Source organism: Streptomyces sp. NPDC021012, assembly GCF_044333355.1.
Lineage (GTDB): Bacteria > Actinomycetota > Actinomycetes > Streptomycetales > Streptomycetaceae > Streptomyces.
The window spans coordinates 240,899-255,818 of the sequence record NZ_JBIRQU010000007.1 but is presented as its reverse complement, the minus strand read 5'-3'; the positions used below and the strand labels follow the sequence as shown (position 1 = coordinate 255,818).

General features: G+C 72.8%; 11 protein-coding genes. 6 read left to right on the top strand and 5 right to left on the bottom strand.

Annotated features, from left to right (window positions below; all coding sequences use genetic code 11):
- Positions 1–263: 263 nt before the first annotated feature.
- On the bottom strand, positions 264–2,090 hold the full coding sequence (locus ACH4TP_RS24070; protein WP_398439085.1) for a serine hydrolase: 1,827 nt from the start codon (positions 2,088–2,090) through the stop codon (positions 264–266).
- Positions 2,091–2,227: 137 nt separating this feature from the next.
- Here ACH4TP_RS24070 and ACH4TP_RS24065 point away from each other — a divergent pair, with 137 nt between their 5' ends.
- The 3 genes from ACH4TP_RS24065 to ACH4TP_RS24055 all read left to right on the top strand — a co-directional run bounded on the left by ACH4TP_RS24065 (position 2,228) and on the right by ACH4TP_RS24055 (position 6,090).
- Positions 2,228–3,340 (top strand): NAD(P)H-dependent flavin oxidoreductase, encoded by a 1,113-nt coding sequence (locus tag ACH4TP_RS24065; protein WP_398439084.1) that lies wholly within the window; start codon positions 2,228–2,230, stop codon positions 3,338–3,340.
- Positions 3,337–4,887 (top strand): acyl-CoA synthetase, encoded by a 1,551-nt coding sequence (locus ACH4TP_RS24060; protein ID WP_398439083.1) that lies wholly within the window; start codon positions 3,337–3,339, stop codon positions 4,885–4,887. The genes ACH4TP_RS24065 and ACH4TP_RS24060 overlap by 4 nt, the downstream gene beginning before the upstream one ends.
- A 96-nt stretch (positions 4,888–4,983) precedes the next feature.
- The gene (locus ACH4TP_RS24055) at positions 4,984–6,090 is read left to right on the top strand and encodes a calcium:proton antiporter (RefSeq protein ID WP_398184718.1); all 1,107 of its coding nucleotides are present in this window, start codon (positions 4,984–4,986) and stop codon (positions 6,088–6,090) included.
- 9 nt (positions 6,091–6,099) lie between these two features.
- Here the strand turns inward: ACH4TP_RS24055 and ACH4TP_RS24050 are convergent, their stop codons facing one another.
- Positions 6,100–8,544: a penicillin acylase family protein gene (locus ACH4TP_RS24050; protein ID WP_398439082.1), complete on the bottom strand. Its 2,445-nt coding sequence runs from the start codon at positions 8,542–8,544 to the stop codon at positions 6,100–6,102.
- A 114-nt stretch (positions 8,545–8,658) separates the two neighbouring features.
- On the opposite strand from ACH4TP_RS24050, the gene ACH4TP_RS24045 reads away from it, so the two are divergent.
- The gene (locus ACH4TP_RS24045) at positions 8,659–10,170 is read left to right on the top strand and encodes a fatty acyl-CoA synthetase (RefSeq protein WP_398439081.1); all 1,512 of its coding nucleotides are present in this window, start codon (positions 8,659–8,661) and stop codon (positions 10,168–10,170) included.
- Here the strand turns inward: ACH4TP_RS24045 and ACH4TP_RS24040 are convergent.
- Positions 10,161–10,544 (bottom strand): VOC family protein, encoded by a 384-nt coding sequence (locus tag ACH4TP_RS24040; protein WP_389225716.1) that lies wholly within the window; start codon positions 10,542–10,544, stop codon positions 10,161–10,163. The genes ACH4TP_RS24045 and ACH4TP_RS24040 overlap by 10 nt on opposite strands.
- A gap of 66 nt (positions 10,545–10,610) precedes the next feature.
- On the bottom strand, positions 10,611–11,900 hold the full coding sequence (paaK, locus tag ACH4TP_RS24035) for a phenylacetate--CoA ligase PaaK (RefSeq protein ID WP_389225713.1): 1,290 nt from the start codon (positions 11,898–11,900) through the stop codon (positions 10,611–10,613).
- Between the two features lie 287 nt (positions 11,901–12,187).
- Between paaK and ACH4TP_RS24030 the strand changes: the two genes are divergently transcribed.
- Both ACH4TP_RS24030 and ACH4TP_RS24025 read left to right on the top strand, forming a co-directional pair.
- On the top strand, positions 12,188–13,609 hold the full coding sequence (locus tag ACH4TP_RS24030) for a family 2B encapsulin nanocompartment shell protein (RefSeq protein WP_398439080.1): 1,422 nt from the start codon (positions 12,188–12,190) through the stop codon (positions 13,607–13,609).
- Positions 13,610–13,675: 66 nt separating this feature from the next.
- Positions 13,676–14,452, top strand: a complete 777-nt coding sequence (locus ACH4TP_RS24025) for a GNAT family N-acetyltransferase (RefSeq protein ID WP_398439079.1) — start codon at positions 13,676–13,678, stop codon at positions 14,450–14,452.
- A 46-nt stretch (positions 14,453–14,498) separates the two neighbouring features.
- On the opposite strand, the gene ACH4TP_RS24020 is transcribed toward ACH4TP_RS24025, so the two are convergent.
- Complete coding sequence (locus ACH4TP_RS24020; RefSeq protein ID WP_389225704.1) at positions 14,499–14,888, bottom strand: VOC family protein; 390 nt, start codon at positions 14,886–14,888, stop codon at positions 14,499–14,501.
- Between the last annotated feature and the right edge of the window lie 32 nt (positions 14,889–14,920).

The window sequence follows — 14,920 nt, the reverse complement described above, 5'->3', positions numbered from 1 at the left end:
ACACCTCTTACGGGAACGAAGGCGCAGGCGACGGACGAGGGGGCGGCTGGGCCGGGAAGCGGTTGTGCCGCGTTCGCCGGCGGGCCGGTTGCGGCGGCCCCCGCGCACGGGAGGACATCGCGGGCGGGAAGGCACCGCGCACGGGCGACGCGACAGACGCTCGCCTCGGCGTTCGTCCCGTCCCCCGGTGAGATCTCCCGGCGGGACGCTACCTCATGTGATCATCCGAGCGCAGTCCGCCCCGACGGTTCGTCAGCTCGGACTCAATCGGCCGACCTGGTCCAGCCGTTCGCCTCGATGCGCGCTCCGTCCGCCGGCCGCGCCTCGTCGAACACCGGCAGCCCGGCCCCGTCGAGGAGCCGCAGCCCGTCGACGTACACGCCCCGCCCCACGTACCGCTGATCCGTGGTGTACCGCCAGCGCAGGAGGGCGTTCGCGTCGGGCAGCGCCGCGGACACGGTGTGCCAGACGCGGCCGGACCAGCCGCCGAGGCTGCCCGTCGGATGCCCGGCGCGGCTGTCGGTGGTGAAGGGCACCGGCCGCCAGGTCGTGCCGCCGTCGGCCGAGGCCTCCAGGAAGACCCGGTCGGCGCCCGGCTCGGTGTCCCACCACAGCGCGCACTCCAGACGGGCGGCGCCGGGGACCGACGGCAGGGTGAGCGTGCCGGTGGAGCCGGTGTCCATGCCGGAGAACCAAGGGGGTCCCCCCTGTTCGAGCGAAGCCGAGAGCTCGGGGGCGCGATGGCCCCCGGCCGGCCGTACGGGCACCGCTCTGGCCAGCCGGTCCGCCGTGGCGACGCGCGGCGCGGAGCCGGAGCGCCAGGAGCGCACCGGGTGCACGGAGTTGCCGAGCACGATCAGGAACGTGTCGGTCGTCGGGTCCAGGACGAGGCTGGTGCCGGTGAAGCCGGTGTGCCCGGCGGTGCGCGGGGTGGCCATGGCGCCCATGTACCAGTGCTGGTGGAGCTCGAAGCCGAGCCCGTGCCCGTCGCCGGGGAAGGCGGTGTTGAAGTCGGTGAACATCAGCTCCACCGACGCGGGGGAGAGGATGCGGGCCCGGCCGTACGCGCCGCCGTTGAGCAGGGTGCGGGCGAGGACCGCGAGGTCCCGGGCGCGGGAGAAGACCCCGGCGTGGCCCGCGACGCCGCCCAGGCCGTAGGCGTTCTCGTCGTGGACCTCGCCCCACACCATGCCCCGGTCGAGGCCGGACCAGGGCGGCCGGGCGTCCTCGGTGGCGGCGATCTCCGGCCGCCAGGAGAGCGGGGGATTGAAACGCGTGCGGTGCATCCCGAGCGGAGCGGTGATCTCGTCGTGGAGCAGGGCGTCCAGACCGTGACCGGTGATCTCCTCCAGGACCAGCTGGAGCGAGATCAGGTTGAGGTCGGAGTAGAGGTACGCGGTCCCCGGCGGGTTCGCCAGGGTCTCGGCCCACAGCAGCCGCAGCTTCCCCTCCCGCGTCGGCTCCCGGTGGAGCGGGATCCAGGGCCGGAACCCGGAGGTGTGGGTGAGTAGCTGCCGTACCGTGACGTCCCGCTTCCCGCCCCCGCCGAACTCCGGCAGGTACGCGGTGACCTTCGCCTCCAGCCCGAGGGCCCCGCGCTCGATCTGCTGCACGGCCAGGATCGAGGTGAACAGCTTGGAGACCGACGCCAGGTCGAAGACGGTGTCCTCGGTCATCGGGATCCGCCGCTCGGGCGGCAGCTCGACGCCGGTGTCGGTCTTCTCGTCGTACGCCGCGTACCGCACGGCCCAGCCGATCGCCCGGTGCAGGGCGACGGTCCCGCCCCGCCCGGCGAGGAGCACGGCGCCCGCGTACCAGGGGTGCGTGGGGGAGGGCGCGAGGAAGCGCTCGGCCTCGGCGACCAGCCCGTCCAGGTGCGCCGCGATCAGTCCGGCCCGCTCCGCCGACCCGCGCCGCAGCGTGGTCCGCCGCGCGACCGATCCCGCCCCCGGCCGAGAGCCGGCCGCAGCCGCAGCCGCAGCCGCAGTCCCCGGCACCGCACCGCTCATCAGCCCACCTCCGAGGGCCGACGCCCCGCCGCCGAACGCGCGGCGGCTCGGCCCTCCGTCTCGTACCGCGTCCTCCGTCATGCCCACCCTCTCCCACCGGGCACGGCGAGGGAACCCCGACGCACCGGCATGCACCGGCACGCACCGACTCCAAAGAATCTGACGTTGCGTCAGAAAACCTCTTCCCTCCGCCGCGCCGCTGCGGCATCCTGCCGCCCATGGAGACGGAGCTGAGTCGCACACTGGGGATCGAGCACGCCATCTTCGGCTTCACGCCCTTCCCCGCGGTGGCCGCCGCACTCACCAGAGCCGGCGGCTTCGGCGTCCTCGGCGCGGTCCGCTACACCGCGCCCGAGGACCTCGCCCGCGACCTCGACTGGATGCAGGAGCACACCGACGGCCTGCCCTACGGCCTCGACGTCGTGATGCCCGCGAAGAAGGCGGTCGAAGGGGTCGGCGAGGCCGAGATCGAGGCCATGATCCCCGAGGAGCACCGGGCCTTCGTCCGCGCCACCCTCGCCAAGCACGGGGTGCCCGAACTGGCCGAGGGCGAGGCCTCCGGCTGGCGGATCACCGGTTGGATGGAGCAGGTCGCCCGCAGCCAGCTCGACGTGGCCTTCGACTACCCGATCAAACTCCTCGCCAACGCCCTGGGCTCCCCGCCGCCCGACGTCGTCGCCCGCGCCCACGACCACGGCGTCCTCGTCGCCGCCCTCGCCGGCAGCGCCCGGCACGCCCGCCACCACGCCGACGCCGGCATCGACATCGTCGTCGCCCAGGGGTACGAGGCGGGCGGCCACACCGGCGAGATCGCCTCCATGGTCCTCACCCCCGAGGTCGTCGAGGCGGTCTCCCCGCTGCCCGTGCTCGCCGCCGGCGGCATCGGCAGCGGCGAGCAGATCGCCGCCGGGCTCGCCCTCGGCGCCCAGGGCGTCTGGCTCGGCTCGATCTGGCTCACCACCACCGAGGCCGAGCTGCACTCCCGCGCCCTCACCGCCAAGCTCCTCGCCGCCGGGTCCGGTGACACGGTCCGCTCCCGCGCCCTCACCGGAAAGCCCGCCCGGCAGCTCCGCACCGAGTGGACCGACGCCTGGGACGACCCGGCGGGACCCGGGGCGCTCCCCATGCCGCTCCAGGGGCTCCTGGTCGCCGAGGCCGTCTCCCGCATCCAGAAGTACGAGGTCGAGCCGCTGCTCGGCACGCCCGTCGGGCAGATCGTCGGCCGGATGAACTCCGAGCGCAGCGTCCAGCAGGTCGTCGACGAGCTCACCCGCGGCTTCGAGAAGGCCGTCGACCGCATCAACCGCATCGCCGGACGGAGCACCCAGTGACGCAGACTCTCCCCGGGTTCTGGGCCCAGGCCGCCGCCGACCCGGGTCGCACGGTCCTCGTCGCGCCCGACGGCGAGGAGTGGTCCGCCGGCCGGCTGCACGCCGAGGCCAACCGGCTCGTCCACGGGCTGCGCGCCGCCGGTCTCGAACGCGGCGACGCGTTCGCCGTCGTCCTGCCCAACGGCCCCGAGTTCTTCACCGCCCATCTCGCCGCCACCCAGGCCGGGTTCTACCTCGTCCCGGTCAACCACCACTTCGTCGGCCCCGAGATCGCCTGGATCGTCGCCGACTCCGGCGCCAAGGTCCTCGTCGCCCACGAGCGGTTCGCCGAGGCCGTGACCCTCGCCGCCGACGAGGCCGGGCTCGCCCCCAGCCACCGGTACGCCGTCGGGGCGGTCCCCGGCTTCCGCCCGTACGCCGAACTCCTCGACGGGCAGCCGGAGTCGGCGCCCGGCGACCGCACCCTCGGCTGGGTCATGAACTACACCTCCGGCACCACCGGCCGGCCCCGGGGCATCCGCCGCCCGCTCCCGGGGAAGCTCCCCGAGGAGACCCATCTCGGCGGCTTCCTCGGCATCTTCGGCATCCGGCCGGCGGACGGCAACGTCCACCTGGTCTGCTCGCCGCTCTACCACACGGCCGTGCTCCAGTTCGCCGCCGCCGCCCTGCACATCGGGCACCCGCTGGTCCTCATGGACCGGTGGACACCGGAGGAGATGCTCCGCCTCATCGACCGGTACGACTGCACCCACACGCACATGGTCCCCACCCAGTTCCACCGCCTGCTCGCCCTCCCCGCGGAGGTGCGGGAGCGGTACGACGTCTCCTCCATGCGCCACGCCATCCACGGGGCCGCGCCCTGCCCCGAGCACGTCAAGCGGGCGATGATCGACTGGTGGGGCCGGTGCGTCGAGGAGTACTACGCGGCCAGCGAGGGCGGCGGAGCCTTCGCGACCGCCGAGGAGTGGCTCAAGCGGCCCGGGACGGTCGGGAGGGCCTGGCCGATCAGTGAACTCGCCGTCTTCGACGACGACGGGAAGCGGCTGCCGCCGGGTGAACTCGGCACCGTCTACCTCAAGATGAACACCGGCAGTTTCCAGTACCACAGGGACGAGGCGAAGACCGCGAAGAACCGCATCGGTGACTTCTTCACCGTCGGTGACCTCGGCGTCCTCGACGAGGACGGCTACCTCTTCCTCCGCGACCGCAAGATCGACATGATCATCTCCGGCGGGGTCAACATCTATCCCGCCGAGATCGAGGCCGCGCTGCTCTCCCACCCCGCCGTCGCGGACGCCGCCGCCTTCGGCATCCCGCACGCCGACTGGGGTGAGGAGGTCAAGGCGGTCGTCGAGGCGGCCGAGGGGTACGAGCCGGGGCCCGCGCTCGCCGCCGGGATCCTGGCCCACTGCGCCGACCGCCTCGCCGGCTTCAAGCGCCCGAAGTCCGTCGACTTCGTCACGGCCATGCCCCGCGACCCCAACGGCAAGCTCTACAAGCGCCGCCTCCGCGACCCGTACTGGGAGGGCCGGGAACGCCCGCTGTGACCGCGCGGGCGGCCGTCTGCCGCTCCCGGCGGGTTCTCGCCGACCGTGACGGCCGAACGAAACGGGCGAATGGCTCTTTGTGGCAATATGCGGATCATGAGTTCGACAGTGACGGCAAGGGCACGGCAGTGGACCACCTGGGGGCCGGTGGTGGCGGCGCTTGTGCTTGCCCTCGCCTGGGGGCGCGAGCTCCCGGGCTTCGCGGTGGGGATCGTCGTCGTCTGCCTGTTCGCCGGGGTGCTCTCGGCCGTCCATCACGCCGAGGTCATCGCCCACCGCATCGGCGAACCCTTCGGCTCCCTCGTCCTCGCCGTGGCCGTCACCGTCATCGAGGTCGGGCTGATCGTCATGCTGATGATCGGAGGCGGGGACAAGGCGACGAGCTACGCACGGGACACGGTCTTCGCCGCCGTCATGATCACGTGCAACGGCATCGTCGGCCTCTCCCTGCTCGTCGGCGCGCTGCGCAACCGGGTCGCCGTCTTCAACGCGGAGGGTTCCGGAGGCGAGCTCGCCGTCGTCTGCACCCTCGCGACCATGACGCTCGTCCTGCCGACCTTCACGACGAGCCACCCGGGCCCCGAGTTCTCCGCCGCGCAGCTCGCCTTCGCCGCGGTCTCCTCGCTGGTCCTCTACGGGGTGTTCGTCGCCGTGCAGACGGTCCGGCACCGCGACTACTTCCTGCCCGTGCCGCGGCCGGACCGGGGGATCCCGGAGTCGGAGGACGAGCACGCCGCGCCGCCCACCGCCCGCGACGCCTGGTTCAGCCTCGGTCTGCTCGTGGTCGCGCTCGTCGCCGTCGTCGGCAACGCCAAGCTCGTCTCGCCCACCATCGAGGACGCCGTCGCCTCCGCGGGCCTGCCCAAGGCGGTCGTCGGCGTCGTCATCGCCCTGATGGTGCTGCTTCCCGAGACGCTCGCCGCCGTGCGCGCGGCGAGCCGGGACCGCATGCAGACCAGCATGAACCTGGCGTACGGCTCGGCCATCGCCAGCATCGGCCTGACGATCCCCTCGATCGCCCTCGCCTCGATCTGGCTGGACGGGCCCCTGATCCTCGGCCTGGGGCCCCTCCACATGGTGCTGCTCGTGCTCACGGCCGTGGTGGGCGCCCTGACGGTGGTGCCGGGACGGGCCACCCTCCTTCAGGGCAGCGTCCACCTCTCGATCTTCGCGGCCTTCGTGTTCCTGTCGTTCAGTCCGTGACGGACCCGTTCAGCCCCTGACGACCACCGTCCTCAGCGCGGGCGAGCGCAGGATGTCCTTCTCGCAGAACCGGGAGGTCACCCAGCGCTCGCCCGAGAACAGCCGGGTCTGGTCGCTGTAGTGCGGCGACGCCGGGTTCGAGGACTGGGAGTACGAGAGCAGGGTGCGGGCCACCGGGCACCGGCTCCCGTCCCAGCCCACCGCCTGCACGTGACTGGTCCCGTGCGCGACCTCCACGTAGCCGCCGCCCGCCGCGTTCCACACGGGCTCGGCCTTGTTCCAGACGCCGAGCGACTCGGTCCCGCCGCTCACCGGGATCCGCTCCCCGTTCCGTACGACGAACTGGTGGTCGCCCAGTGGCGCGTCGAGCGCGATGCCTGCCGCCCGGAGCTCCGCCGCCGCGTCCCTGAGGGCCTGCGCGAAGCCGGGCGCCTCCGTGTTCAGGGTGTTCGGGGTGCGGACCGGGTCGGCGGCCGAGAACGGCACCCTCCACTGGTCGGCCGGTTTCACCGTGCCGGTGAACCTCCGCCAGAACCGGTCGAAGAGCAGCGCGCCCCGGCTGCCGGTGTTCACCGTCCGGTCCCAGTCCCCGATCACCCGGCAGACCTCCGGGTCCTCCGGCAGCGCGGTCGCGCAGGCCTTCGCCGCGTCGGCCGCCGCCATGTCACCGGCCGGCGCGCGGTTGGCGAACTGCTGCCGCTGGAGGTCGGCCACCGTGAGCCCGCCCCGGCCGGCCATCGCCGCCACGTCCTCGACCCCGCCCCGGGTGCGCAGCGAGCGCTGCGTCGCGACCGTGCCGAAGATCCGCTCGTAGCCGGTCAGCGGCCGGTCGGCGTTGGCCAGCCAGGCGCTGTCGTTGGAGTTCTCCACGTACGGGGTGTCCCGGAGGACCGGCATCCGCGCCGGGCCGAAGACGCCCGGCTGCACCGCGTCCGGATCGGAGCCGGGCGCGCAGTCCGACCGCGAACCGTCGAGCACGGCGACGCCCGAGGCCGGGTAGGTCGCCCGGCCGAGCGGGGTGGAGCAGCGCGCGGCGAGCTCGTCGGTGATCCGGGGGAGCACCTGCGACTGGGCGAAGAGCGAGTGCCCGGCCGAGTCCGCCGCGATCGTGTTCACCCAGGGGAGCCCCTGAGTGCGCTTCAGGGTGTCGACGACGTCCTGCGTGGAGCGGGCCCTGCCGAAACCGAGCGCGGTGTCGGAGCCGCGCAGGTTGGCGGCGTTGGGGTCGTTCAGCGCGTACGCCGTGCTCGTGGTCCACGGCAGCGGCAGCTGCGGGCCGAGACCGCCGACGACCGGTCCGTACCGGGTCCACCACTGGGTGCGGGTGACGGGGGCGCCGTCCTCGACCCCGACGGTCACCTCGCGCGGGGTCATCCGCTCGGGCTTCCCGTCCACCAGGTACGCGGTCGGGTCGCCCGGGACCAGGGCCAGCTGGTGCAGGTTGAGCGGCACCCCGGTGGCGACGGTGTGGCTCCAGGCGACCTTGTCGTTGAAGCCGATGTTGACGACGGTGGTGCCGATGAGAGAGGCGCCGGAGACGTTCAGCTCGCCCGGGATGGTCTGCTGCGACTGCCAGAACCGGCGACCGCCCTGCCAGGGGTAGTGCGGGTTCCCCAGGAGCAGTCCGCGCCCGTTCGCCGTCGTGGCGCCGGAGAACGCGACGGCGTTGGAGCCCATGGTGGCGTTCTCGGGAGCGAACAGCTCGCGCGCGGCCTCGGCCGTACGGGCGGGGTCGGGGGCCTCCTCGGCGGCACCGGAGCGCGCCGCCGACAGGGCGGCGACCGGCGGGCGGGCCGCCGTGATGCCGTCCACGGCCTTGCCCTGCCCGCCGAGCACCGAGACGGCGAAGCCGCGCCGGGCCACGTCGAGCGCGGTCACCGGACGGACCCAGTCGGCGCCCGCGCAGGCCGGATCGGTGATCCGGTTCTTCCGCAGCCAGGCGTTGTAGCCGGCGGCCCAGCCGCGCATCAGCTCCTTGAGGTCCCCGCTCGGTCCGGCCGGCGCCGGGGTGCCGAGGAGGTCCTCGACCGTGCCCGCGTCCTTGACGCCACGGAAGTACAGGTCGCTGGAGAGGTTCGTCGTGGCGGAGGAGAGCGAGCCGTCGGGGGCGGCGCCCGGGCCGAAGTACCGGGAGCGTTCGCCGTTCACGGTCAGGAAGCCGTCGGCGAGCACGCAGACCTGGTCGGCGGCCTGCGCCCAGCCCGTGCCGAAGCCCAGGTTCGCGTAGTCCTTCGCCACGATGTGCGGGATGCCGTACTCGGTGTAGCGGATGACGGCCGACAGGCCCCGGTCGGACGGGTGGCGGTCCCGGTCCCCGGAGTCGGCGGCCGCCGCACCGGGCAGCGAGGCCGTGACGACGGCGAGGGCCGCGCCGGTGAGCGCCAGGTGTTTCAGACGGGTACGGAGGTGCAAGATGCCTCCCAACGGGCGGATGAGCACTGCGGGTTGGACCATGCACGCAGTTGCGCGGCCCCTTGTCAACATCCCGTTCGGTATCCGAGGTCCGGGTATGTACGGCGCGCCGCGCGGTACTTGACCTTCCGCCCGTCCCCCGCCGAGGATCACCGCATGGACCGACTCCTCAGCCGCACCGTCGACGGCGTCCTGCGCGCGAGCGCCCGGCGCGTGCCCGACCGGACCGCCCTCCGGTACGCCGACCGGACCTGGACGTACGCGGAGCTGGACGCCGCGGTGGACACCGCCGCCGCCGTGCTGCGGGACCCGGAGCACGGCCTCGCCCTGCCGGAGTACGCCCGGGTCGCCACGTACGGCCACAACTCGGACGCCTACCTCATCGCGTTCCTCGCCTGCGCCCGGTCTGGCCTGGTCCACGTGCCGGTCAACCACCATCTGACCGGCGAGGACCTCGCGTACCTCCTGGAGCAGTCGGACAGCTCCCTCGTGCTCGCCGACCCCGCCCTCGCCGACCGGATCCCCGAGGGCTTCGCGGTCAAGGCGCTGCGGGACGCGCCCGGTTCACTGCTCGACGCCCTCGCCGAACCGCAGCCGTACGACACCGACCGCGACGCCCGGGACCTCGCCCAGCTGCTCTACACCTCGGGCACCACCGCCCTGCCCAAGGGCGCGATGATGACCCACCTCGCCCTCGCCCACGAGTACGCGAGCGCCATCGAGGCCCTCGACCTGGGCGAGGACGACCGGCCGGTGCACGCGCTGCCGCTCTACCACTCGGCGCAGACGCACGTCTTCCTACTGCCCTACCTCGCCGTCGGCGCCGAGAACACCATCGTCGACGCACCCGACCCGGGCGTCCTGTTCGACCTGGTCGAGGCCGGCCGCTGCGACAGCTTCTTCGCCCCGCCGACCGTCTGGATCGGCCTCGCCAACCACCCCGAGTTCGCCACCCGCGACCTCTCCGCCCTGCGCAAGGCCTACTACGGCGCCTCGATCATGCCCGTGCCCGTCCTGGAGCGGCTGCGCGCCCGGCTGCCGGAACTCGCCTTCTACAACTGCTTCGGCCAGTCGGAGATCGGCCCGCTCGCCACCGTCCTCGGCCCCGACGAGCACGAGGGCCGGATGGACTCCTGCGGTCGGCCCGTGCGCCACGTCGAGGCCCGCGTCGTCGGCGAGGACGGCGAGGACGTCCCCGACGGCACCCCGGGGGAGATCGTCTACCGCTCCCCGCAGCTGTGCGAGGGCTACTGGCGCAAGCCCGAGGAGACCGAGGAGGCCTTCCGGGGCGGCTGGTTCCACTCGGGGGACCTCGCGGTCCGCGACGCCGAGGGCTACCTCACGATCGTCGACCGGGTGAAGGACGTCATCAACTCCGGCGGCGTGCTCGTCGCCTCACGCCAGGTCGAGGACGCCCTCTACACGCACCCGGGCGTCGCCGAGGTGGCCGTCATCGGCCTCCCCGACGAGCGCTGGATCGAGGCGGTCACGGCCGTCGTCGTCCCGCGCGGCGAGGTCACCGAGGCCGAACTCCTCGACCACGCACGCGAGAAGCTCGCCCGCTTCAAGGCGCCGAAGCGCGTCCACCTCGTGGACGCCCTTCCCCGGAACGCCAGCGGGAAGATCCTCAAGCGGGAGCTGCGCGACCGCTTCGCCGGTCAGCCCTGACCCTTCTCCTCCATCACGCAGAGGATGTTGCCGTCGGGGTCCTTGAACCAGGCGCCCCGCAGGCCTTCCGTCTCGGCCACGCCGTCGACCGTCTTGATCTCGGGGAGGTCGTAGTCCTCGAAGGTGACGCCCTTGGCGCGCAGGTCCTTCATCTCGCCGTCGAGGTCGTCGACCTTCCAGCTCGCCAGCGTGTGGCCGGCCTTCCCGCCGTAGGGCGTCTCGTACAGGCCGATCATCGTGCCACCGCACGCGTACCTGGTGTCCTCGGCCGTGTCCTTCACCAGGGAGAGTCCGAGGGTCTCGGAGTAGAACTGCTTGGCCCGGCTCATGTCATTGACCGGAATGATCGCGACCACGGGGGAGTCCGACAGCATCGCAACCACCTCCTCCCACCAGGCTACGCATCGGCCGGGTCCGGCGCCCCCTCTCGGCGGCGACCCTTACAGATCCTCCCGCAGGTCCACGATCCTCTTGATCTTGCCCACCGAGCGCTCAAGCGTCTCCGGGTCGACCACCTCCACGCCCACCGAGACCCCGATCCCGTCCTTCACCGCCGCCGCGACCGCCCGGGCCGCCTCCGCGCGCTCCCCGGGCGTCGCGTCCGGACGGGCCTCGGCCCGCACGGTCAGCGCGTCGAGCCGGCCCTCCCGGGTCAGCCGCAGCTGGAAGTGCGGCGCCACGCCCGGGGTGCGGAGCACGATCTCCTCGATCTGGGTGGGGAACAGGTTCACCCCGCGCAGGATGATCATGTCGTCGCTGCGCCCGGTGACCTTCTCCATCCGGCGGAACACCCGAGCGGTCCCCGGGAGGAGCCGGGTCAGGTCGCGCGTCCGGTAGCGGATCACCGGCATGGCCTCCTTGGTGAGCGAGGTGAAGACCAGTTCGCCCTCCTCGCCGTCGGGCAGCACCTCGCCGGTGAACGGGTCCACGACCTCCGGGTAGAAGTGGTCCTCCCAGATGTGCAGGCCGTCCTTGGTCTCCACGCACTCCTGCGCCACGCCGGGGCCGATGACCTCCGACAGGCCGTAGATGTCGACCGCGTCGATCGCGAACCGCTCCTCGATCTCCTTGCGCATCTCCTCCGTCCACGGCTCCGCTCCGAAGACGCCCACCTTCAGCGAGGTCGACCGCGGGTCCACGCCCTGCCGTTCGAACTCGTCGAGCAGCGTCAGCATGTACGAGGGGGTCACCATGATGATCTCGGGCCGGAAGTCCTGGATGAGCTGCACCTGCCGGGCCGTCATGCCGCCGGAGGCCGGGATCACCGTGCACCCGAGGCGCTCGGCGCCGTAGTGGGCGCCGAGGCCGCCGGTGAACAGGCCGTACCCGTACGCCACGTGGACCTTGTGCCCGGGGCGCGCCCCGGCGGCGCGCAGCGAGCGGGCCACCACGTCGGCCCACATGTCCAGGTCCGCCTCGGTGTAGCCGACGACGGTCGGGCGGCCCGTGGTGCCGCTGGAGGCGTGGATCCGCCGGATCCGGGACTGGTCGACGGCGAACATGCCGAAGGGGTAGTGCTCGCGCAGGTCAGACTTGGCGGTGAACGGGAAGCGGGCCAGATCGGCGAGCGCCCGGCAGTCCTCCGGGCGCACCCCGGCCGCGTCGAAGGAGCGCCGGTAGAACTCCACGTTGTCGTACGCGTGGCGCAGGGTCGCGCGCAGCCGCTCCAGCTGGAGCGCCGCCAGCTCCTCGCGTCCGAGCCGTTCGCCGCTGTCCAGCAGTTCCGTCATGCGCCCACTCCTCCGCTGTCGTAAAACGGACTACCGATCATTCGGTTGATCCGTTCCGGGCCAGTAAAACCGGAGGTACCCGGGGCTTGGCAAGGGGGGCGGCGAAACTTTCCCGCGTGCCCGGCCGCCCGGACGGCGGAGCGCGCACGGCGCTCGCGGGGCGGCCGCCGCCACATGGCGCAACCACCCGTTCGCGCCGCACCCGGATGACGTACACCACCGTGCGTTACATCTGGACGCGCAGAGTGACGAACGAGTCCGCGAACGCCCCAGAAAGCGAGTCACCCATGTCGGTCGACACCGAACCGGCGGCCACCCCGCCCGCCGTCGAGATCCACCGGGTCCAGCTCAGCCTCAGCACCGCCGCCGCCCGCAACCTCGCCACCACCACCAAGTCCGAACCCCAGATGCAGGGCATCAGCTCCCGCTGGCTGCTCCGCAAGCTCCCCTGGGTCCACACGCCCGGCGGCGCCTACCGGGTCAACCGACGCCTCTCGTACGTGGTCGGCGACGGCCGCGTCACCTTCGTCAAGAGCGGCTCCAGGGTCGAGGTCATCCCCGCCGAACTGGCCGAACTCCCGCTGCTGCGCGGCTTCGACGACCCCACGGCGCTCGGTGCCCTCGCCGAGCGCTTCGTCCAGCAGGAGTACGAGCCCGGCCAGGTCGTCGTGGAGGCGGGCGGGCGGGCCGACCACGTCTACCTCATCGCCCACGGCAAGATCGAGAAGCTCGGCACCGGACAGTACGGCGACGAGACCCTCCTCGGACGCCTCGGCGACGGCGACACCTTCGGCGGCCAGGTGCTCGCCGAGGACGGGACCTGGGACTTCACCGCCAAGGCCGTCACCGCCGTCACCCTCCTCGCCCTGCCCCGCACCGCCTACCAGGCAGTGGCCGAGCAGTACGAGAACCTCCGCGACCACGTCCAGGGCGGCGGGGCCGACGGCCACCGGCGCTCCATCAACCCGTTCGGCGAGGCGGCCATCGAGCTCAGCGCCGGCCACTTCGGCGAGACCGTGATCCCCGGCGCGTACGCGGACTACGAGCCCAGGCCGCGCGAGTACGAACTCAGCGTCGCCCAGACCGTCCTGAAGGTCCACACCCGCGTCGCCGACCTCTACAACCAGCCGATGAACCAGACCGAGCAGCAGCTGCGCCTGACGGTCCAGGAGCTCCGCGAGCGCCAGGAGCACGAGCTCGTCAACAACCCCGAGTTCGGCCTGCTCCACAACGCCGAATTCGACCAGCGCATCCAGACCCACTCGGGCCCGCCGACCCCGGACGACCTCGACGAACTGCTCAGCATGCGCCGCGACACCGACTACCTCTTCGCCCACCCCCGGGCCATCGCCGCCTTCGGCAGGGAGTGCAACAAGCGCGGTCTCGTGCCCGGCACCGTCGACGTCGAGGGCCGCCGGATGCCGGCCTGGCGCGGGGTGCCCCTCCTGCCCTGCGGGAAGATCCCGGTCACCGACCGGCAGAGCTCCTCGATCATCGCCGTCCGCACCGGCGAGAAGAACGAGGGCGTCATCGGCCTCCACCAGACCGGCCTGCCCGACGAGATCGAGCCCGGCCTCAACTGCCGCTTCATGGGCATCGACGAGAAGGCGATCATCTCCTACCTCGTCTCCGCCTACTACTCCGCCGCGATCCTCGTCCCGGACGCCGTCGGCATCCTGGAGAACGTCGAGGTGCGCCCGCGCGCCTGACCGCCGGTGCCCGGTGCCGGCAAATCCCGTTGCCCGGCACCGGCGACCGGTGCTGGAGTGGCCGCCATGGAACCCCAGCACCTGCGCGACCTGTACGACCTCCAGCTGCGGCGCGAGGCCCGCCCCGACGGGCCCGGCTGCCGCGTGGAGCGCGTGGGCGCCGTCGTCCGGCACACCGGCCCCGCGCACGCGTGGAACGGCGTCCTCTGGTCCGGACTCGACGCGGCCGGCGCCGACGCCGCCATCGCCGCCCAGATCGACCACTACCGTGCCGCCGGCCTGTCCTTCGAATGGAAGCTGTACGGGCACGACACCCCCGCCGACCTCGGCGAACGGCTCCGCGCGGCGGGCTTCACCCCCGAGGACCCCGAGACCCTGATGGCCGCCGAGGCCGCCGCCCTGCCCGGTGGGGTCCCGCTCCCCGAGGGCGTCGAGCTCCGCGCGGTCACCGACGAGGCCGGGATCCGCCAGGTCGTCGAGGTCCACGAGCGCGCCTTCGGCACCGACAGCTCCCGCCTCGGCCGCCAGCTCCTCGACCGGCTCGCCGCCGACCCCGGCACGGTCACCGCCGTCGTCGCCCTCGCGGACGGCGAACCCGTCAGCGCCGCCCGCATGGAGCTGTACCCCGGCACGGACTTCGCGGGCCTCTGGGGCGGGGGCACCGTCGAGGGCTGGCGCGGCCGCGGCCTCTACCGCGCCCTGGTCGCCCACCGCGCCCGCATCGCCGCCGCCCGCGGCCACCGCTACGTCCAGGTCGACGCGGCCGACACCAGCCGCCCGATCCTCCGGCGCCTCGGCTTCCTGCCACTGACGACCACGACGCCGTACGCGTACGAGGTCTGAGAGCCCGCGCCCCTGGTGCCAGGGGTGCGGCCCTCGGGGCGTGTGGTCAGGAGGTCCAGCCGCCGTACGGCACGGTGATGAGTTCCATGGCGTGGCCCGCCGGGTCCATGAAGTACACGCCGCGGCCACCGTCGTTGTGGTTGATCGTGCCGGGGTGCTTCCGGTGGGGGTCGGCGTAGTGCTCGATGCCGCGCTGCCTGATCTGCGCGTACGCCGCGTCGAACTCCTCCTCGGAGACCAGGAAGGCGTAGTGCTGGGGGGTGATGCTGTCCGCGGGGACGGTGGCGAAGTCCAGCGTGACGCCGTTGCCCAGGGCGACCGCGATGAACGGACCCCACTCGGCGGTGATCTCGAGGTTGAGCAGGTTCGCGAAGAATTCCGCGGACTCCCGCTTGTCCCGGGAGTGGACGATCGTGTGGTTCAACTCGACTGACAAGGAATGCCTCCGAAGGCATCTCCCGACACCTC